This is a genomic window from Pseudomonas putida (assembly GCF_009883635.2).
Lineage (GTDB): Bacteria > Pseudomonadota > Gammaproteobacteria > Pseudomonadales > Pseudomonadaceae > Aquipseudomonas > Aquipseudomonas putida_W.
Genome location: NZ_CP026115.2, coordinates 5,719,939 through 5,733,040, shown reverse-complemented (window position 1 = coordinate 5,733,040; position 13,102 = coordinate 5,719,939). Strand labels below are relative to the sequence as shown.

The window sequence follows — 13,102 nt, the reverse complement described above, 5'->3', positions numbered from 1 at the left end:
TTATCGTGGCAGGCAAGAAGAATTATCGCGGCAAGCTAGTCGCATAGCTTTCATCATGTTCATCGTTGAGGAGATAATCATGACAAAAAAAATCCGCTTTGCTGGGCGCTTTCTATTTTTATCTTGTGACAGCGATGCAGTGCAACGCCAGATCGAAGGGGCTGATCTCAGCCTGCAGCAAACGCTGCCGCTTAGGGACAACATTTCCACTGATGAGATTACCCCCGTCGTCATCATGATGACCTATGACGAGCGGTTGGGCACCTACCCTTACGTCGGGTTCAAAACCGACGGCAAGCTGCCGATCGGTAACGACATGGTCAAAAACGGCGGTTTTGAGATCACCGTCGCAGGAAAGCGCTACGGTAAAGGCTCGTCCCGTGAATCCAGCCCGCTGGCGGAAAAGTCTGCCGGCATTCGATTGATCATCGCCGAAAGCTTCGAGCGAATCTATCGCCAGAACTGCGACAACATAGGAATTTATACCTCAACCGATTTCTCACTGATTGATCGCATTCGCGCAGGTGAGGAGATTGATCTGGAGGAGTTTTTGGTTGGTCGCGACGAGGTCACCAAAGAGGTGATCCGCGCTGGCGGTTTACTGCCCTACAGCAAGGCGAATCTGCCCCGCCGCTCTGAAAAAGTCTTTAATCCTTCTGTTCCAAACCGTCGCCCCATGACTCTGGTTGAGAAGATCATTGAGCGTCGCCGTGTTGCACCGGAAGGTGATCTCTCCCGTGGCGACGGAGTGTTTCTCTCCGCTGATTGGCGTTTCAGTCATGACTACTTCACGGGTATGTGTGCTCACCTTATGCATGGCGCATTCGGCCATGAGATCGAGCTTGCCCGACCGAGTGAAATAATTGCATTCCAGGATCACCTGATCTTGGCAAACCAGAGCTTCCCACATGTTCGCGACAATTTGCTCGGTGCAGTCGGCGGCCTGGCATCTGCTCATGACGAGTTCGTACGCCGGTATCCGGTGCGGGCACACGGTGCTCTGGCAGGTCAAAGTGGATCTGAAGGCATCTGCCATGCCCTCCTGACCGAAAAGTACGCACTACCTGGTCAAGTGGTAGTTGGTACCGACTCACATACCCCTCACTCTGGCGCATTGGGCTGTCTGGCCTTTGGCGCTGGGGCTACGGACATTGCCAATAGCTGGGCTACCGGCTTCATTCGTTGCCGTATGCCTGAGGTCATCAAGGTCGAGCTCACGGGCCAGCTACGGGCCGGGGTGACAGCCAAAGACATCGTCCTTGAATTGTTACGCAGCGAGCCTATCCGCCAGGGTCAAGCCATTGGGGCGGTCTTTGAGTATTCAGGCGAAGCCGTGGCTGCGCTGTCTATCGATGAACGGGCGACACTCACCAACATGGTTGCCGAGCTAGGCGGCTTTACCGGTATCGTGATCCCCGACCAAAAAGCGGTGGACTTCATCCACGAGCGCCGTGGCGTGAAGATCGAACTCGAAGATTGGCTATTCAGCGATCCCGATGCTGAATACAAAGAACACATCAAAATCGACTGTCGTGCGCTCTCCACGATGGTGGCGGCTCCTGGTGATCCAGGCAATGGCATTTCATTGGACGAGCTTGCTGAAGAGGTGTCAATCGATATCGCGTATGGTGGTTCTTGCACCGCAGGTAAACGCGAGGACTTTGACTATTACCACGAAGTGTTAGCCTGGGGCCTCGATCACGGGCTCGGCATTCCAGAGCACACCAAGCTCTTCCTGCAGTTCGGCACCCTCGCCGTCCGCGACTACTGCCAACAAAAAGGCTATCTCGATACCTTTGAAAGGGCTGGTGTCGAACTGATCATGCCCGGCTGCGGCGCCTGCGCAAACTGTGGCCCAGGGTCGTCAACACGACCGGATCAGGTGACAGTTAGCGCGATCAACCGTAACTTTCCAGGTCGATCTGGCCCTGGGCAAGTCTGGCTTGCTAGCCCATACACGGTGGTAGCAAGTGCGCTGCTTGGAAAGCTTGGCAGTTTCGAAGCCTTGCAAAAATCCATCGCTGCTGAAGTATCGCCAGCATGATCACTACAGCTGATTTGTGCGATACCCATTCAGACATGATTGCCACAGGCGATCTTCACATTCTTCAGGGCACCTGGCGCTGGTTCGGCAAGGCGGCATCCATGCGCGGCCCAATCGTCACGCTTCAGGCGCACGGCTGCAACACAGAGCTGCGTGAGCAGCTAGACCAGCCAGGCCTTGGCCGGATCCTAGTGATCGAGGCCGGGGACGATCCTGGTGCGCTATTGGGTGAAAACCTATCGATGAAGGCGCTGCTCAACGGTTGGGCTGGTTTTCTTATCAACGGTAACGTGCGTGATAGCAGATCTTTATCTGCGATAGATCTGCCTGTACTTGCTTTAGGCTCATGGCCCGCACGGTCAAAAAATGAGCCCGGTGGCATGAGCGACGTCATACTTGAAATTGGCGGCGCGCGACTCTCTCCTGGAGACTGGCTCTATGCCGACTCGGATGGAGTTTTGCTGAGTCGGGTTCAACTCAAGACGAACTGAGCTTGCGGCTACTACCAAAGTCATGCGCAAGCTTGGAACGTGATTAGCGGCTGATGGGCCTCCATCAGCCAATTCATCTCTCCGACAAATACAAATATGGAGAACGAGTATGGCTACCTTGACCCAAGAGGCAACGCACGTTGCTTCAGATGTGCAAGAGCTGTTGCTCTACCGTCGTATCGCCTGGCGAATCCTGCCACTGACCATTGTCTGCTTCCTTTTCTCGTATTTCGACCGCATTAACATCAGTTTCGCCAAGACCCAGATGCAAGCTGAACTGGGACTGAGCGATGCCGCCTATGGCTTTGCTGCCAGTATTTTCTTTTTTGGCTATGTAATGTTTGAGGTACCAAGCAGCTACGGACTTAAGAAATACGGAGCGCCAAGCTGGATCTGCCGAATCATGGTGAGCTGGGGCATCGCTACGGCATGCTTGGTGTTTGCCTATAACGAGTACACCCTATATTTCTTGCGGTTTCTAATCGGGGTCATGGAAGCTGGCTTTGGCCCAGCGTTGCTGTTCTACCTCGCATGCTGGTTCCCGAAAAAGAACTTGGCCAGCATGAACGGTATTTGGTTCCTGTCCATTCCACTCTCGGGTGTGTTGGGAGCGCCGGTGTCTGGGGTAATTCTTGAGTACATGAACGGCTTCTTAGGGTTGGCTGGATGGCATTGGCTCTTCGTCCTTTCGGGTCTTCCATGTGCCCTGCTTGGCGTCATTGTGCTGTTCAAGCTCGATCGTGATATCCAGTCGGCGAAATGGCTTACCCAGAAGGAAAAGGATCTACTGCAGCACAATCTGGATAATGACAGAAAAGACTCGAAACCAATCCATGCTTCATTGTTGAAAGTCATCCTCACTCGCGAGGTGGCAGTACTGTCGGCGATTTACTTCATGGTGAAGCTGACTGGTTATGGGCTGAATTTCTGGATGCCACACCTGATAGGCTCTTCTGGAGTCAAAAATCAGATGACCGTTGGATTTCTTACGGCTCTGCCATACCTCGTCGCAGCCATCGGAATGATTTTCGTAACCCGCCGCTCAGACGCGACCGGCGAGCGCAAACGCTACCTTTGGCAATGTATGCTGGTAGGGGGTATCGGGTATTTCGCGGCCTGCTATTTCAACAGCAATTATTATCTCCTGACAGCGTTCCTGGTGCTGGCTACCGCTGGAGTATTTATTGCCATTCCGATCTTCTGGACTATTCCGCAGACAGCATTCGCAGGTTTGGCAATTGCTGGCGGCATTGCAGCAATCAATACCGTTGGCCAGCTCAGCGGCATGGTTGCACCGCTACTGGTCGGTTACATAAATGATCTCACAGGTAATACCTACATGGGTATGTTAGCGCTGGCTCCGTTCTGCCTGATCTGTGTTGCAGTGATCCTTTGGGGTATTCCCAACGATCGTAAGATCGCTTGATGCCTGGTGCCCGTTCAGGGCACCTCATTCCAACCTAATGGCTTGCTCGGCACGCACTTGATCGCTGCGTGGTGAGCAGTGCTGTACGTGTAATTGGGGATAACAATGACAAAAAAACTCTCTCCCGCGACCTATCTCCCGTTGCTGGGGCTTTCTATTCCATGCCTTGCGCAAGCGGATTTCCTAAGTGACAGTAAAGCAACACTGGAAGCGAGAAACTTCTATTTCAGTAGGGATTTTCGTAGTGACACCTCTGCTCAATCCAAGCGGGAAGAGTGGGCGCAAGGATTCATTCTTCGTGCTCAGAGCGGTTACACTGATGGCATGGTGGGTTTTGGTCTAGATGCCATCGCGATGCTTGGCATCAGACTTGATTCTAGTCCAGATCGAACCGGCACTGGCCTGTTGCCCAAACATGGTGATGGAAGAGCTGCGGACGACTTCTCCACTCTTGCACCTACGGCGAAAATTAAATATTCCGCGACAGAACTAAAGGTCGGTGGACTTACCCCCACGTTGCCACTCATGGCTGCGAATTACAGCCGGCTTGTCCCCCAAGTGTTCAATGGCGCGCTGTTGACCTCAAATGACATTACCAATCTGACAGCCACTCTGGGGCGGATCGAAAAGGTCAAAGCCAGAGACTCCTCCAATTTTGAGGATATGACGATCACCCCCATGTCGGGCGCTTTCTCTGGAGGTGCCAGCAGTAGTGGAATGAATTATGTGGGACTTGATTATAAAATCGCTTCGACCTGGCTCCTCAGCGCACACCACGCACAGCTAGAGGACATCTACCGGCGAAATTACCTGGGTCTTCAATACAGCTTACCCGTTGGTAATGGCAAGGCGTTTGCTGAGCTTCGCTACTTCGACGCTGACAGTGATGGAAAATCCTTGGCGGGCGACGTGGATAACAGGACGCTCAGTACAAACTTTGGGTACAAGTTCGGTGCTCACACGATCAGTGGCGGATACCAGAAGAGCCGTGGCGATTCGGCGTATGCTTACTTAGCCGGCAGTGATACCTACCTTTTCAGCGAAATGCTCGTAAGCACGTTTGGTATGGAAAATGAACGTGCTTGGCATGCTCGATACGATCTGGACTTCGCGGGTTTTGGCATTCCTGGGCTTAGCTTCACGGCACGTTACGTACGGGGTGACCAAATCGACCCAGAGCAGATATCAGGTAGAAAGGCTGCCACCCTACGTGGTCTAAACGAAGACGGCACAGAATGGGAGCGCTCGACAGATATTACTTACGTTGTGCAATCTGGCCCCCTGAAAGACTTCTCAATCCGCTGGCGAAACGCGACTTACCGATCCAGTTACACAGATAGTGCAGATGAAAACCGGCTGATTCTGAGCTATCTCATCAAGTTCTGATGCTGCGAAATCTGGACAGCGCTATGTTAGAAGAACGTTGCGACCATCCTAAATCTACGGCTAAATATCGTTGCGCCTTTCTTTTTTTAGCCTGAAATAACGATGCGACTTTGTCGCTAAAAGTCGCATTGATTTTTCCTGAAAATGGAATAATGCATCGAAATCAAGGGGTTGCAGCTAGTCGCATCAATTGTCGATTGTAGCATCAGGCCTCGTCACGTGTTTCGTAGGTCTTTCGTCGGTCTCGTTCCCGCTTCAAAAGCTGGAAAAAGCTCTCGGCTATGGCATTGGCGTGGCAGTTTCCTCGACGGCTCATGCTGCTGATCAGATTGTAGCCCGTTTGCGAACGCAGACCCTCTGCCTGCTCTGGCTCATCATCTTTAAACGATCACCTGCACAATCGATCCCACTGCTGCAGTACAAACATCCCCGCACTTCCAAGCCAGGCCAGCCAAGCGGACGCAACCTGCCAATGGCTGAACACGGCTTCCGCTTGCCCCATAAAGAAAATGGTCGCAATCAGCCATAGCAGCAGCGCGAAGCTTGCAAGCGGCACACGCACCATTGCAGTCAGCCAGCGCGGTGAGCCCCTGTTGTTTAGCCAGGTTAGGCTGCCCAGCAGCAATGATCCTACGAGCAGCAGAAACGGAACACCGATGAGCGCCATTGCGGGTTCAGCTTCCCCGCCGTCCTCACCGGGCACGTAGTAGCTCGCCAACCAGATCTCTCGACACAGCATATGGCTCAGATAAATCACCGCAATAGGTGCGAGCGGGAATATCAATGCACTGATAACTGGGTTTCGTGTTTTCAAAGTGCTCATTCTTGCGCTCCATCAGCTCGTGTTCCCTAGAGTGCCAGACCATCGTCAGGGAAGCCTTGAGAAAACTCAGCCGAGCTTCCTGCGCTGTACTGCGGCTCTCGATCTGACCATACGTGCTCGCCTCCCATAATGGATACGGTCAGGCATTAAGTTCCTGTTAAGGATCACGCCGTAGTCTCTTCAATCAGGCAATCAGGCCCCGCGCCCAGGTGATGAGGAGAGATGCGACATGGAAGCTTCACTGGCGAAGAAATGGAAATGCCTGGCTCGGACAATCACGTATGTCGGATGGGCGCTGTTCTGGCTATTGCTGTGGGACGTCGCCGTCACGCTGGATGCGATGCTCGTGGCGGGCTACGGGTTTGAGCTGCCGTTGATGCCCCTGACACTACTGTGTTCAGCGCTGGTGGTGCTGATCAGTTTTCGTAACTCCAGCGCTTACAACCGCTGGTGGGAAGCACGTACTTTGTGGGGTTCGATGGTCAACAGCTCGAGAAGCTATGGCCGCCAGGTGCTAACGCTGATCGACGATGACCAGCACGCCAATCCGGTGAAGGCTCGACTCATTCAGCGTCACTTGGCATACCTCCAGGCCTTGCGAATGCATCTGCAAGGGAAACGGGACATCTCTTCATTAACTCCGCTGCTGTCAAACCACGACCTGCAGCTGCTGACCACAGCAAGCAATTTGCCAAACGACATCCTCAGCTGCTCCGCAGAGATCATCGCCAAAGAGTTTCAGGAAGGCCGCCTCGACAGCATTCGTCTTGCACGCCTCGAGTCCACATTGGTCGATATTTCAAACTGGCAAGGCGGAATGGAACGGATTGCCAATACACCGCTTCCCTACCCATACACCTACTTCCCCAGGATTTTCAGCACCCTCTTTTGCATGATCATGCCGCTCAGCCTGGTGCCCTCTTTAGGCTGGTTCACACCGGTCGTCTCCACGGTGGTAGGTTGCATGCTGCTGGCCATGGAGCGGATCGGCACAGACCTGCAAGCACCATTCGGGCATAGCCAGCACAGCATTCGTACCGATGAGCTCTGCCGAAACATCGAGAAGAATCTTCAGTCGATGTTCAACTCACCGGAGCGTGGTGCCTTGTCACTGACGCCATGCCTTGCAATCGAACGCCATTCCTATACTTCATAACGCACGGCCTGGTCGGCTTGTTAGATACAAGCCCGCTCAAGGTAGTATCCGGAGGCTGCGACTAGCCACTTAGCGAGAAGAGGACGATACTATGGCTGATCAGATAGACCGACTGGACGCTGAGATCGCTTTTCTAGATCAGGTTGCTGCCGAACTGGAGCGCCAGGTAGGGCCCAGCCCTGTCACTCGCACCCTAGTCATCGCATGGCTGAGCGAATGGGTGGCGAAGGCGGGCGAATCGAAACCCGATTTGCCTCACCTGCCTCAAACTCTCAAAGCAGCTTATGCCGCCTGGAGTAATCAAGCCGTGGATCGCTGACTACATCATCCACGGCTATTGCCAGATTGCTCAAGCAATCCGTTGATTCAGCTGATGGCCCTGCGTAGCGAGGCACCTTGCGCGCTCTACCCCCCAGACCAAAGCACGGGTCATCGACTCTCCTGGGCGTGTGTCAAATGCTTCTTCGTGAGGTGCCATGCCGGTACCTGCGTACACGCCTATGAACATCTGCGTGTCACCTGTACGCGAAAGGCGCACCTGGATATCCATCGTGGTGCCGTCGTCCAGCGTCTCGTCATGAGTCCGATGATAAAGCACTGGATCTGCCCAACCCCAAAAAACATCACGCCGAATCCGCATGCCGCCCTCCTACGACTTTAGTCTTATCTATGGGTCTGTGAACCTTAGCGCAGCGAAGTGGAACAGCCCGTCCCGCCCAGCGGATTCTGGACACTTACTGTGACGGGATGTGACGTGGCAGGCATTCCAGAAACATCAGCAAAATTCAGGATGGCCCAGCATTTTAAAGGCCCTCACGAAATTGCTTCTTAGCGCCGACTTGCACCAACGGCCCATGGTCATGAGTGCAACATGAGATTGGAGCCGGGCCCGATCCAGCCGTCCACGCTTCCTCATCACAATTCTCCGGCCAGTCCCCGGAACCGCGATAGCAGCCCCCTCGCTCGGAAGCTGGAACTCCAGGACTCCCACCTGACTGTGCACTGATATATGCCGAGAACGGAGTGCTTCGAAGGCGCAACGCAGTAAATGTCGGATGACACTGCGATCCTTCGCTGAGCCTGCATCCTTCTCGATGGCCAGACAGGCCGCAGCGAGCACCTCAGCCACCAGCTGTTCGGCTTGATCCTTGTTTTGATTTGGCATGGCATCCTCAAACTTTTCTCAGCACCTGCGCCGACCCGCCCCCACCTCTCGAGAGCCCATGCTAGATCGACTGGCCGTCATCCTCGATATCTTCCTCCGCCTCGGCTGCATCCGTGGCGTCAGCGTCATTCAAAGGTGGCAACGTAGGCTTTTCCGGATCGTTGATGAAGGGTACGTCGCTTGGCCCCTTCTCTTCGGATCCTTCAGTTTTTGGCTGCATTTCACAACCTCCTATGTAAATGGCCGGCACCAGATCGTCATGCACCTTCCGCAGTGCCCGAGAACTTGCCGACATCAATAGGTTGCGGTACGAACTCGGGGCCATCGCCTGCCAGGCGCCACTTCACACTGGTGATGCCGTAGCGCTCGGCCATAGGTCGACTGACCAGCTTGATTTTATGCTGACTGAATCTTGGGATGATGCCAACGCCGGCATCGCAACTGGCCCAATGCCAGGCTAAGGCCGCATCCATTTTCTCCAACCGAATGATGAACGTTCGGCCCTCGCCATGAAGCGTGTAATCGATAACGTGCAGTTGCTGTCCTGCCATGTGAGCCTCTCCCTTTACCTCTTTGGTAGTGAGAGTGAATGGCCGCCAAAAATTCAATTGAAAAGCCCAGCGGCAGACCGGGCGTTGAAGCAACCATCAAACCACCCACGAACTGACCGCCCGCTGGTCATCTAGGAAAGCAGGGGCGATTCACTCCCTTCAGAAGCTCGGGTGAACTTAGTCCTTTGGGCGCGGCCTTCCTTTCATATGGGAGGACTCAAATGACGGAATTCAGAGAGCTGCATGCCACGATAATTTGCCTGCAAGCGGGTAAAATTCTGCTCGTGCGTAAAGCTGCGCCCGAATGGTCTCTGCCAGGCGGAAAAATGGATCATGGGGAAACCCAAGTCGAAGCGGCCAGGCGTGAATTGCGGGAAGAAACCACCCTGGAATTGGTTGCCGCCCAGTTCTTGGGGCATCACGTACTCGTTAGCGAGGAGCACTGGCTTTATCGGATGACCGTGACTGCATCGAAAACGCCCTCTCCTTCCCACGAGATTGTGGAGTGCCACTGGTTCAACATTCAGGAGCTAAAGCTGGCACCAGTGAAGCCAATTACTATTGAGCTGCTCAAGCGCGAAGGATTTCTGGCACCTTCATCACATTGATTTAGGCCACGGCAATTTTCAAAATCTTTAGCTCTGCATCGTCGATCTGCTCTACCCCGTAGGTCACGGTCATCCGCCCTCCCATCTGCCACATGATGAGATACGCCTACATCGCCCCGCCAAAGACGAAGCCAAATGGTCAGTTGATGAACTAGGAATGGGCGGGGATGGTCAATTTTTCATAAGCCATTGCTAAGAAATGGGTGGTACGGATGGTTGCCTTTGATCTGCAACGGATGCTGATAGACGAGTTTCCATTGGCATTTCTCCTGGAAGTCGCCCTCCGTGTTCTGGCAGCCTTCCTCGCCGTGTTCTTCTTTCTAAAATTCAGTGGCCGTCGCGGAATCAAGCAGCTTTCCCGATTCGAGCTGGTTGTGATCCTGACGTTGGGTTCAGCAGCAGGAGACGTGACCTTTTACGAAGACGTGCCGCTTCTGCCAGTGGCGCTCGTTTTCCTCACACTCCTGTTGCTCTATCGCGGCACTATCTACCTCATGAGGCGGAGCAAAACCTGTGAAGCCTGGATCGATGGCCTGCCGATAACGGTGGTTAAAGATGGGGTGTACGAGATCCATTCGCTGCGAAACCTGAACATCTCGTCCAATGAACTGTACATGGAGTTACGGCAACACGGTGTAGAGCATTTAGGCCAGGTGCGCCTGGGGCTTCTAGAAACTGATGGCGATCTGAGCGTCTATTTCTATGCACCTGAAGATACTCGCCCGGGACTATCAGTTCTTCCCGAAGAGCATCGGCTGGAATACTCATCCCCTCCCAGCGCAGGCATTTACTGCTGCGTAGACTGCGGCTTTCCCACCTACCTTGAAGCTCAGCATCCACAGCCGTGCAACCGCTGCCATCATAAGGTCTGGAGTCCAGCGCTTGAAACTCTGCGCAACCGCTGACAGAAACATTCGAATGCTCCAATCGGTGGCCTCTTCGAGCACATCTCAGATGACCCAGAGAGTGACAGGAGTGACCGTACTTGGTGTCATATTGATGGCCAAGGCCGACTGTCGCTTTCCAATTTCCTTACGCTTTGAATGCTGTAACCTCCCGCCGCTTTCGCACCTCGCCTGCCCTTCACCTATCGAATTTCTGGAGTAGTTATACGTGGAATGCTGCAACATCGGCACTGCTGCAATACAGGCCTGGCGCAATCGTTTTTTGAGGTCGGGCGCCCTCGGTGAGGATGAATATGAGCGAGCGTGTCGTAGTGCTGAAGATCTGGAGCATTCTGGAATCATCAGCCGTAGGGAATGGGTCTACCTGGTACGGCAAGCCAACAGTGCCCTGCTGAACTTCGATGATTCATGTGCAGCCTAGTGATTACTAGGAGCGCGCCTTCCATGCTTCGTAGTGGGCGAGCAGCGGCTGAACGCTCAATCCATGCAGCACAATGCTCAACGCCACCACCGACAAGACGATATTGGTGATCACTGTCGCCGAAGCAGGAAGCAGCCCATGGTTGAGGGCGTAAAAGAGGTAGTAAAAACTGCCGATTCCTCGGATACCAAACCATCCTAGGAGCCCTCGCTGCCGGACATTCAGCAGCCCTCGAACGGGAAACATGAGAATGCTCAAAGGCCGGATGATCAAGATCAGCACGCCGGCGACCAGCAGTGCCCGTCCGTCCCAGTGCTCTATCAGCACCACACCGAGCATGGTCACGAGAAACACTTCCATTGCCCGCTCAATCAAGCTGCCAAATGCCAGCATGTCTCCAAGCATGATCCCCGCCGCCACCTGAGAATCCTCCATGCCTTCGACGTCACCTTTGACGGCCATCTCCGGCGCTAAGTGCTGGTGGCCCACTACAGGCTGCACCAGATGCTCAGCTGCCGGATCACTCGGACTGCTCGATGTCTGCACTTCGGCCTGACGCAAACCCAGGCCAGCGGCAAACACTGCAAGGAAGCCATACGCCTGAATGGACTCGGCAATAACATACGTCAACGCGATCAAGGCAAGGGCTAAGTAGTCGTTGGGTGAGACGGTACTGTCATCATTGCGTAGCCGCAGAAATAGCGTGAGTTTACCCAGGCCGCGTCCCATCCAGTAGCCAAGTAGCAGACCGGCGCTCACGGCCCAGAGCATGTCCTGAAGTAACCAATCACTGAACCAATCCTGGCCATGATTCTGCTGCCAGAGCAAGCCGAGGATGACGAAGGGAAAGGCCATTCCGTCGTTGAGCCCTGCCTCACCCGATAAGCTAAAACGGACAGGATCTTCGTCCTGTGCGTCAACCACCTGCACAAGTGTCGCAAGGACTGGATCTGTGGGGGCTAGGATTGCCCCGATCAGTAGCGAAACGCCCCACCCAAAGTGCAACCCATAATGCAGTACCAGCGTGATCCCTCCGATGCAGATCAGCATCACTGGGCCAGCCAGGTAGAAAGCGCTCCACCATCTGGGGTTGTGCAGTGGGAGGCGCAATTTCAAGCCACTGAAGAACAGCGAAAACAGGACGGCGACCTCGGTCAGGTGTTCCATCCAGCTACTCGATGTTGCAACGTCGAGATGTAGAAAGCCCAGCCCGGATGCCCCCAGGCCAATGCCCAAAGCAAGGCACACTACGGAGGAGGTCACAGGCATCCAGCGAAAATAGGACGATGAGAGCGCGAGCAGCAGCAACACCACGCCCAACATGGCCAACCAGACAATGAAAGTCATCAGCGCGTGAGCCTGAATGAGGTTGTCGACTACCGTTCGACGTTCCTACGTCAGCCGTCGTTCCACTGCACTCACCGTAAGGGCCAGTCATTATTTCCAGGCGTACAAAAATATTTCGCCGGATCTGGCGTGTTTAGTATGCATAGACGGCGACGGAGGTCACGTCGTGAAGTCATAGCAATTCTGCAGCGCTAGAAGAGTTTTTGGTCGAGGGACACTACGGTAGCTGACGGAACCGTTGCACCGAGGAAAGCCTGACCAATGGCGTCAGCCAGCTCGTCAATCGACCATGGCTTGAACAGGAAAGAAACGGGCGGGGTGACTTCAGAAGCATCGAGCTGATACCCCGACGTCAGGATGGCGGGTAGCCCAGGCCAACGTTCATGGGCCATAGAGATGAACTCCATGCCTTTAATGTTCCCAGGAACACCGTGATCGACAACGACCAGTGAGCATTCACCTTTGAGGGCCATCAAATGGATCAGAGCGTCTTCAGAATTACTGAACGAGTCGCACTCGGCACCCAGTTCAATCAGGATGTCCACCAGCAGGCTTCGAAGCGTTTCATCATCTTCGACGACAACGACTGTCTTCCCTAACAGAGATAAACCCTCGACAGCGAGTTTCATCCGCCTCTCCAGTCCCGAGTGGAAGGTTTGAGTGTTTCACTCAAAAGGCCGCACGTCGATGGCGGCATAAGGCCAGTCCTCTTTCAGGGGCTTTCAATGTGTCCAGCCACGTGAATTTCTCGCAATTTCCCAATCATGAGGGGACATGGG

General features: G+C 54.1%; 14 protein-coding genes and 1 pseudogene. 8 read left to right on the top strand and 7 right to left on the bottom strand.

The genetic code is table 11. From position 1 onward, the window contains the following. Positions 1 to 79: 79 nt before the first annotated feature. The 4 genes from C2H86_RS26115 to C2H86_RS26100 all read left to right on the top strand — a co-directional run bounded on the left by C2H86_RS26115 (position 80) and on the right by C2H86_RS26100 (position 5,347). On the top strand, positions 80 to 2,044 hold the full coding sequence (locus C2H86_RS26115; RefSeq protein WP_159410541.1) for an aconitase family protein: 1,965 nt from the start codon (positions 80 to 82) through the stop codon (positions 2,042 to 2,044). Further along, positions 2,041 to 2,535: a ribonuclease gene (locus C2H86_RS26110; RefSeq protein ID WP_159410540.1), complete on the top strand. Its 495-nt coding sequence runs from the start codon at positions 2,041 to 2,043 to the stop codon at positions 2,533 to 2,535. Before C2H86_RS26115 ends, C2H86_RS26110 begins: the two co-directional genes overlap by 4 nt. A 109-nt stretch (positions 2,536 to 2,644) precedes the next feature. After that, positions 2,645 to 3,961: an MFS transporter gene (locus C2H86_RS26105; RefSeq protein WP_159410539.1), complete on the top strand. Its 1,317-nt coding sequence runs from the start codon at positions 2,645 to 2,647 to the stop codon at positions 3,959 to 3,961. A 105-nt stretch (positions 3,962 to 4,066) separates the two neighbouring features. Continuing rightward, complete coding sequence (locus tag C2H86_RS26100) at positions 4,067 to 5,347, top strand: OprD family porin (protein ID WP_159410538.1); 1,281 nt, start codon at positions 4,067 to 4,069, stop codon at positions 5,345 to 5,347. A gap of 208 nt (positions 5,348 to 5,555) precedes the next feature. Here the strand turns inward: C2H86_RS26100 and C2H86_RS26095 are convergent. Further along, a pseudogene (locus tag C2H86_RS26095) lies at positions 5,556 to 5,681 on the bottom strand (IS3 family transposase); the annotation flags it as partial. Positions 5,682 to 5,735: 54 nt separating this feature from the next. Further along, positions 5,736 to 6,170: a hypothetical protein gene (locus C2H86_RS26090; protein WP_159410537.1), complete on the bottom strand. Its 435-nt coding sequence runs from the start codon at positions 6,168 to 6,170 to the stop codon at positions 5,736 to 5,738. A gap of 229 nt (positions 6,171 to 6,399) precedes the next feature. On the opposite strand from C2H86_RS26090, the gene C2H86_RS26085 reads away from it, so the two are divergent. Beyond that, positions 6,400 to 7,326, top strand: a complete 927-nt coding sequence (locus tag C2H86_RS26085) for a bestrophin family protein (protein WP_159410536.1) — start codon at positions 6,400 to 6,402, stop codon at positions 7,324 to 7,326. Between the two features lie 91 nt (positions 7,327 to 7,417). Continuing rightward, positions 7,418 to 7,645 carry a hypothetical protein gene (locus tag C2H86_RS26080; RefSeq protein WP_159410535.1) on the top strand — a complete coding sequence of 76 codons (228 nt, stop codon included), beginning with the start codon at positions 7,418 to 7,420 and terminating at the stop codon, positions 7,643 to 7,645. Between the two features lie 30 nt (positions 7,646 to 7,675). On the opposite strand, the gene C2H86_RS28465 is transcribed toward C2H86_RS26080, so the two are convergent. The 3 genes from C2H86_RS28465 to C2H86_RS26075 form a co-directional block, all read right to left on the bottom strand. After that, entirely contained in the window at positions 7,676 to 7,966 is a 291-nt protein-coding gene (locus tag C2H86_RS28465; protein WP_240349645.1) for a hypothetical protein, read from the bottom strand. Between the two features lie 586 nt (positions 7,967 to 8,552). Then, positions 8,553 to 8,711 (bottom strand): hypothetical protein, encoded by a 159-nt coding sequence (locus tag C2H86_RS28265; protein WP_205524573.1) that lies wholly within the window; start codon positions 8,709 to 8,711, stop codon positions 8,553 to 8,555. A 37-nt stretch (positions 8,712 to 8,748) separates the two neighbouring features. Beyond that, positions 8,749 to 9,042, bottom strand: coding sequence for a DUF6555 family protein (locus C2H86_RS26075; protein WP_159410534.1), 294 nt, complete (start codon positions 9,040 to 9,042; stop codon positions 8,749 to 8,751). 221 nt (positions 9,043 to 9,263) lie between these two features. Between C2H86_RS26075 and C2H86_RS26070 the strand changes: the two genes are divergently transcribed. Beyond that, positions 9,264 to 9,650: an NUDIX domain-containing protein gene (locus tag C2H86_RS26070; RefSeq protein WP_159410533.1), complete on the top strand. Its 387-nt coding sequence runs from the start codon at positions 9,264 to 9,266 to the stop codon at positions 9,648 to 9,650. Positions 9,651 to 9,862: 212 nt separating this feature from the next. Further along, on the top strand, positions 9,863 to 10,555 hold the full coding sequence (locus C2H86_RS26065) for a DUF421 domain-containing protein (RefSeq protein ID WP_159410532.1): 693 nt from the start codon (positions 9,863 to 9,865) through the stop codon (positions 10,553 to 10,555). A gap of 427 nt (positions 10,556 to 10,982) precedes the next feature. Here the strand turns inward: C2H86_RS26065 and C2H86_RS26060 are convergent, their stop codons facing one another. Both C2H86_RS26060 and C2H86_RS26055 read right to left on the bottom strand, forming a co-directional pair. After that, entirely contained in the window at positions 10,983 to 12,323 is a 1,341-nt protein-coding gene (locus C2H86_RS26060; protein WP_159410531.1) for a cation:proton antiporter, read from the bottom strand. Positions 12,324 to 12,514: 191 nt separating this feature from the next. Then, positions 12,515 to 12,952, bottom strand: coding sequence for a response regulator (locus tag C2H86_RS26055; RefSeq protein ID WP_159410530.1), 438 nt, complete (start codon positions 12,950 to 12,952; stop codon positions 12,515 to 12,517). Positions 12,953 to 13,102 lie beyond the last annotated feature (150 nt).

What these genes read in the sequence shown, in the direction of transcription:
- C2H86_RS26115 (WP_159410541.1), top strand. Translation starts at nt 80, where the DNA reads ATGACAAAAAAAATCCGCTTTGCTGGGCGCTTTCTATTTTTATCTTGT.
- C2H86_RS26110 (WP_159410540.1), top strand. Translation starts at nt 2,041, where the DNA reads ATGATCACTACAGCTGATTTGTGCGATACCCATTCAGACATGATTGCC.
- C2H86_RS26105 (WP_159410539.1), top strand. Translation starts at nt 2,645, where the DNA reads ATGGCTACCTTGACCCAAGAGGCAACGCACGTTGCTTCAGATGTGCAA.
- C2H86_RS26100 (WP_159410538.1), top strand. Translation starts at nt 4,067, where the DNA reads ATGACAAAAAAACTCTCTCCCGCGACCTATCTCCCGTTGCTGGGGCTT.
- C2H86_RS26090 (WP_159410537.1), bottom strand. Translation starts at nt 6,170, where the DNA reads ATGAGCACTTTGAAAACACGAAACCCAGTTATCAGTGCATTGATATTC.
- C2H86_RS26085 (WP_159410536.1), top strand. Translation starts at nt 6,400, where the DNA reads ATGGAAGCTTCACTGGCGAAGAAATGGAAATGCCTGGCTCGGACAATC.
- C2H86_RS26080 (WP_159410535.1), top strand. Translation starts at nt 7,418, where the DNA reads ATGGCTGATCAGATAGACCGACTGGACGCTGAGATCGCTTTTCTAGAT.
- C2H86_RS28465 (WP_240349645.1), bottom strand. Translation starts at nt 7,966, where the DNA reads ATGCGGATTCGGCGTGATGTTTTTTGGGGTTGGGCAGATCCAGTGCTT.
- C2H86_RS28265 (WP_205524573.1), bottom strand. Translation starts at nt 8,711, where the DNA reads ATGCAGCCAAAAACTGAAGGATCCGAAGAGAAGGGGCCAAGCGACGTA.
- C2H86_RS26075 (WP_159410534.1), bottom strand. Translation starts at nt 9,042, where the DNA reads ATGGCAGGACAGCAACTGCACGTTATCGATTACACGCTTCATGGCGAG.
- C2H86_RS26070 (WP_159410533.1), top strand. Translation starts at nt 9,264, where the DNA reads ATGACGGAATTCAGAGAGCTGCATGCCACGATAATTTGCCTGCAAGCG.
- C2H86_RS26065 (WP_159410532.1), top strand. Translation starts at nt 9,863, where the DNA reads ATGGTTGCCTTTGATCTGCAACGGATGCTGATAGACGAGTTTCCATTG.
- C2H86_RS26060 (WP_159410531.1), bottom strand. Translation starts at nt 12,323, where the DNA reads ATGACTTTCATTGTCTGGTTGGCCATGTTGGGCGTGGTGTTGCTGCTG.
- C2H86_RS26055 (WP_159410530.1), bottom strand. Translation starts at nt 12,952, where the DNA reads ATGAAACTCGCTGTCGAGGGTTTATCTCTGTTAGGGAAGACAGTCGTT.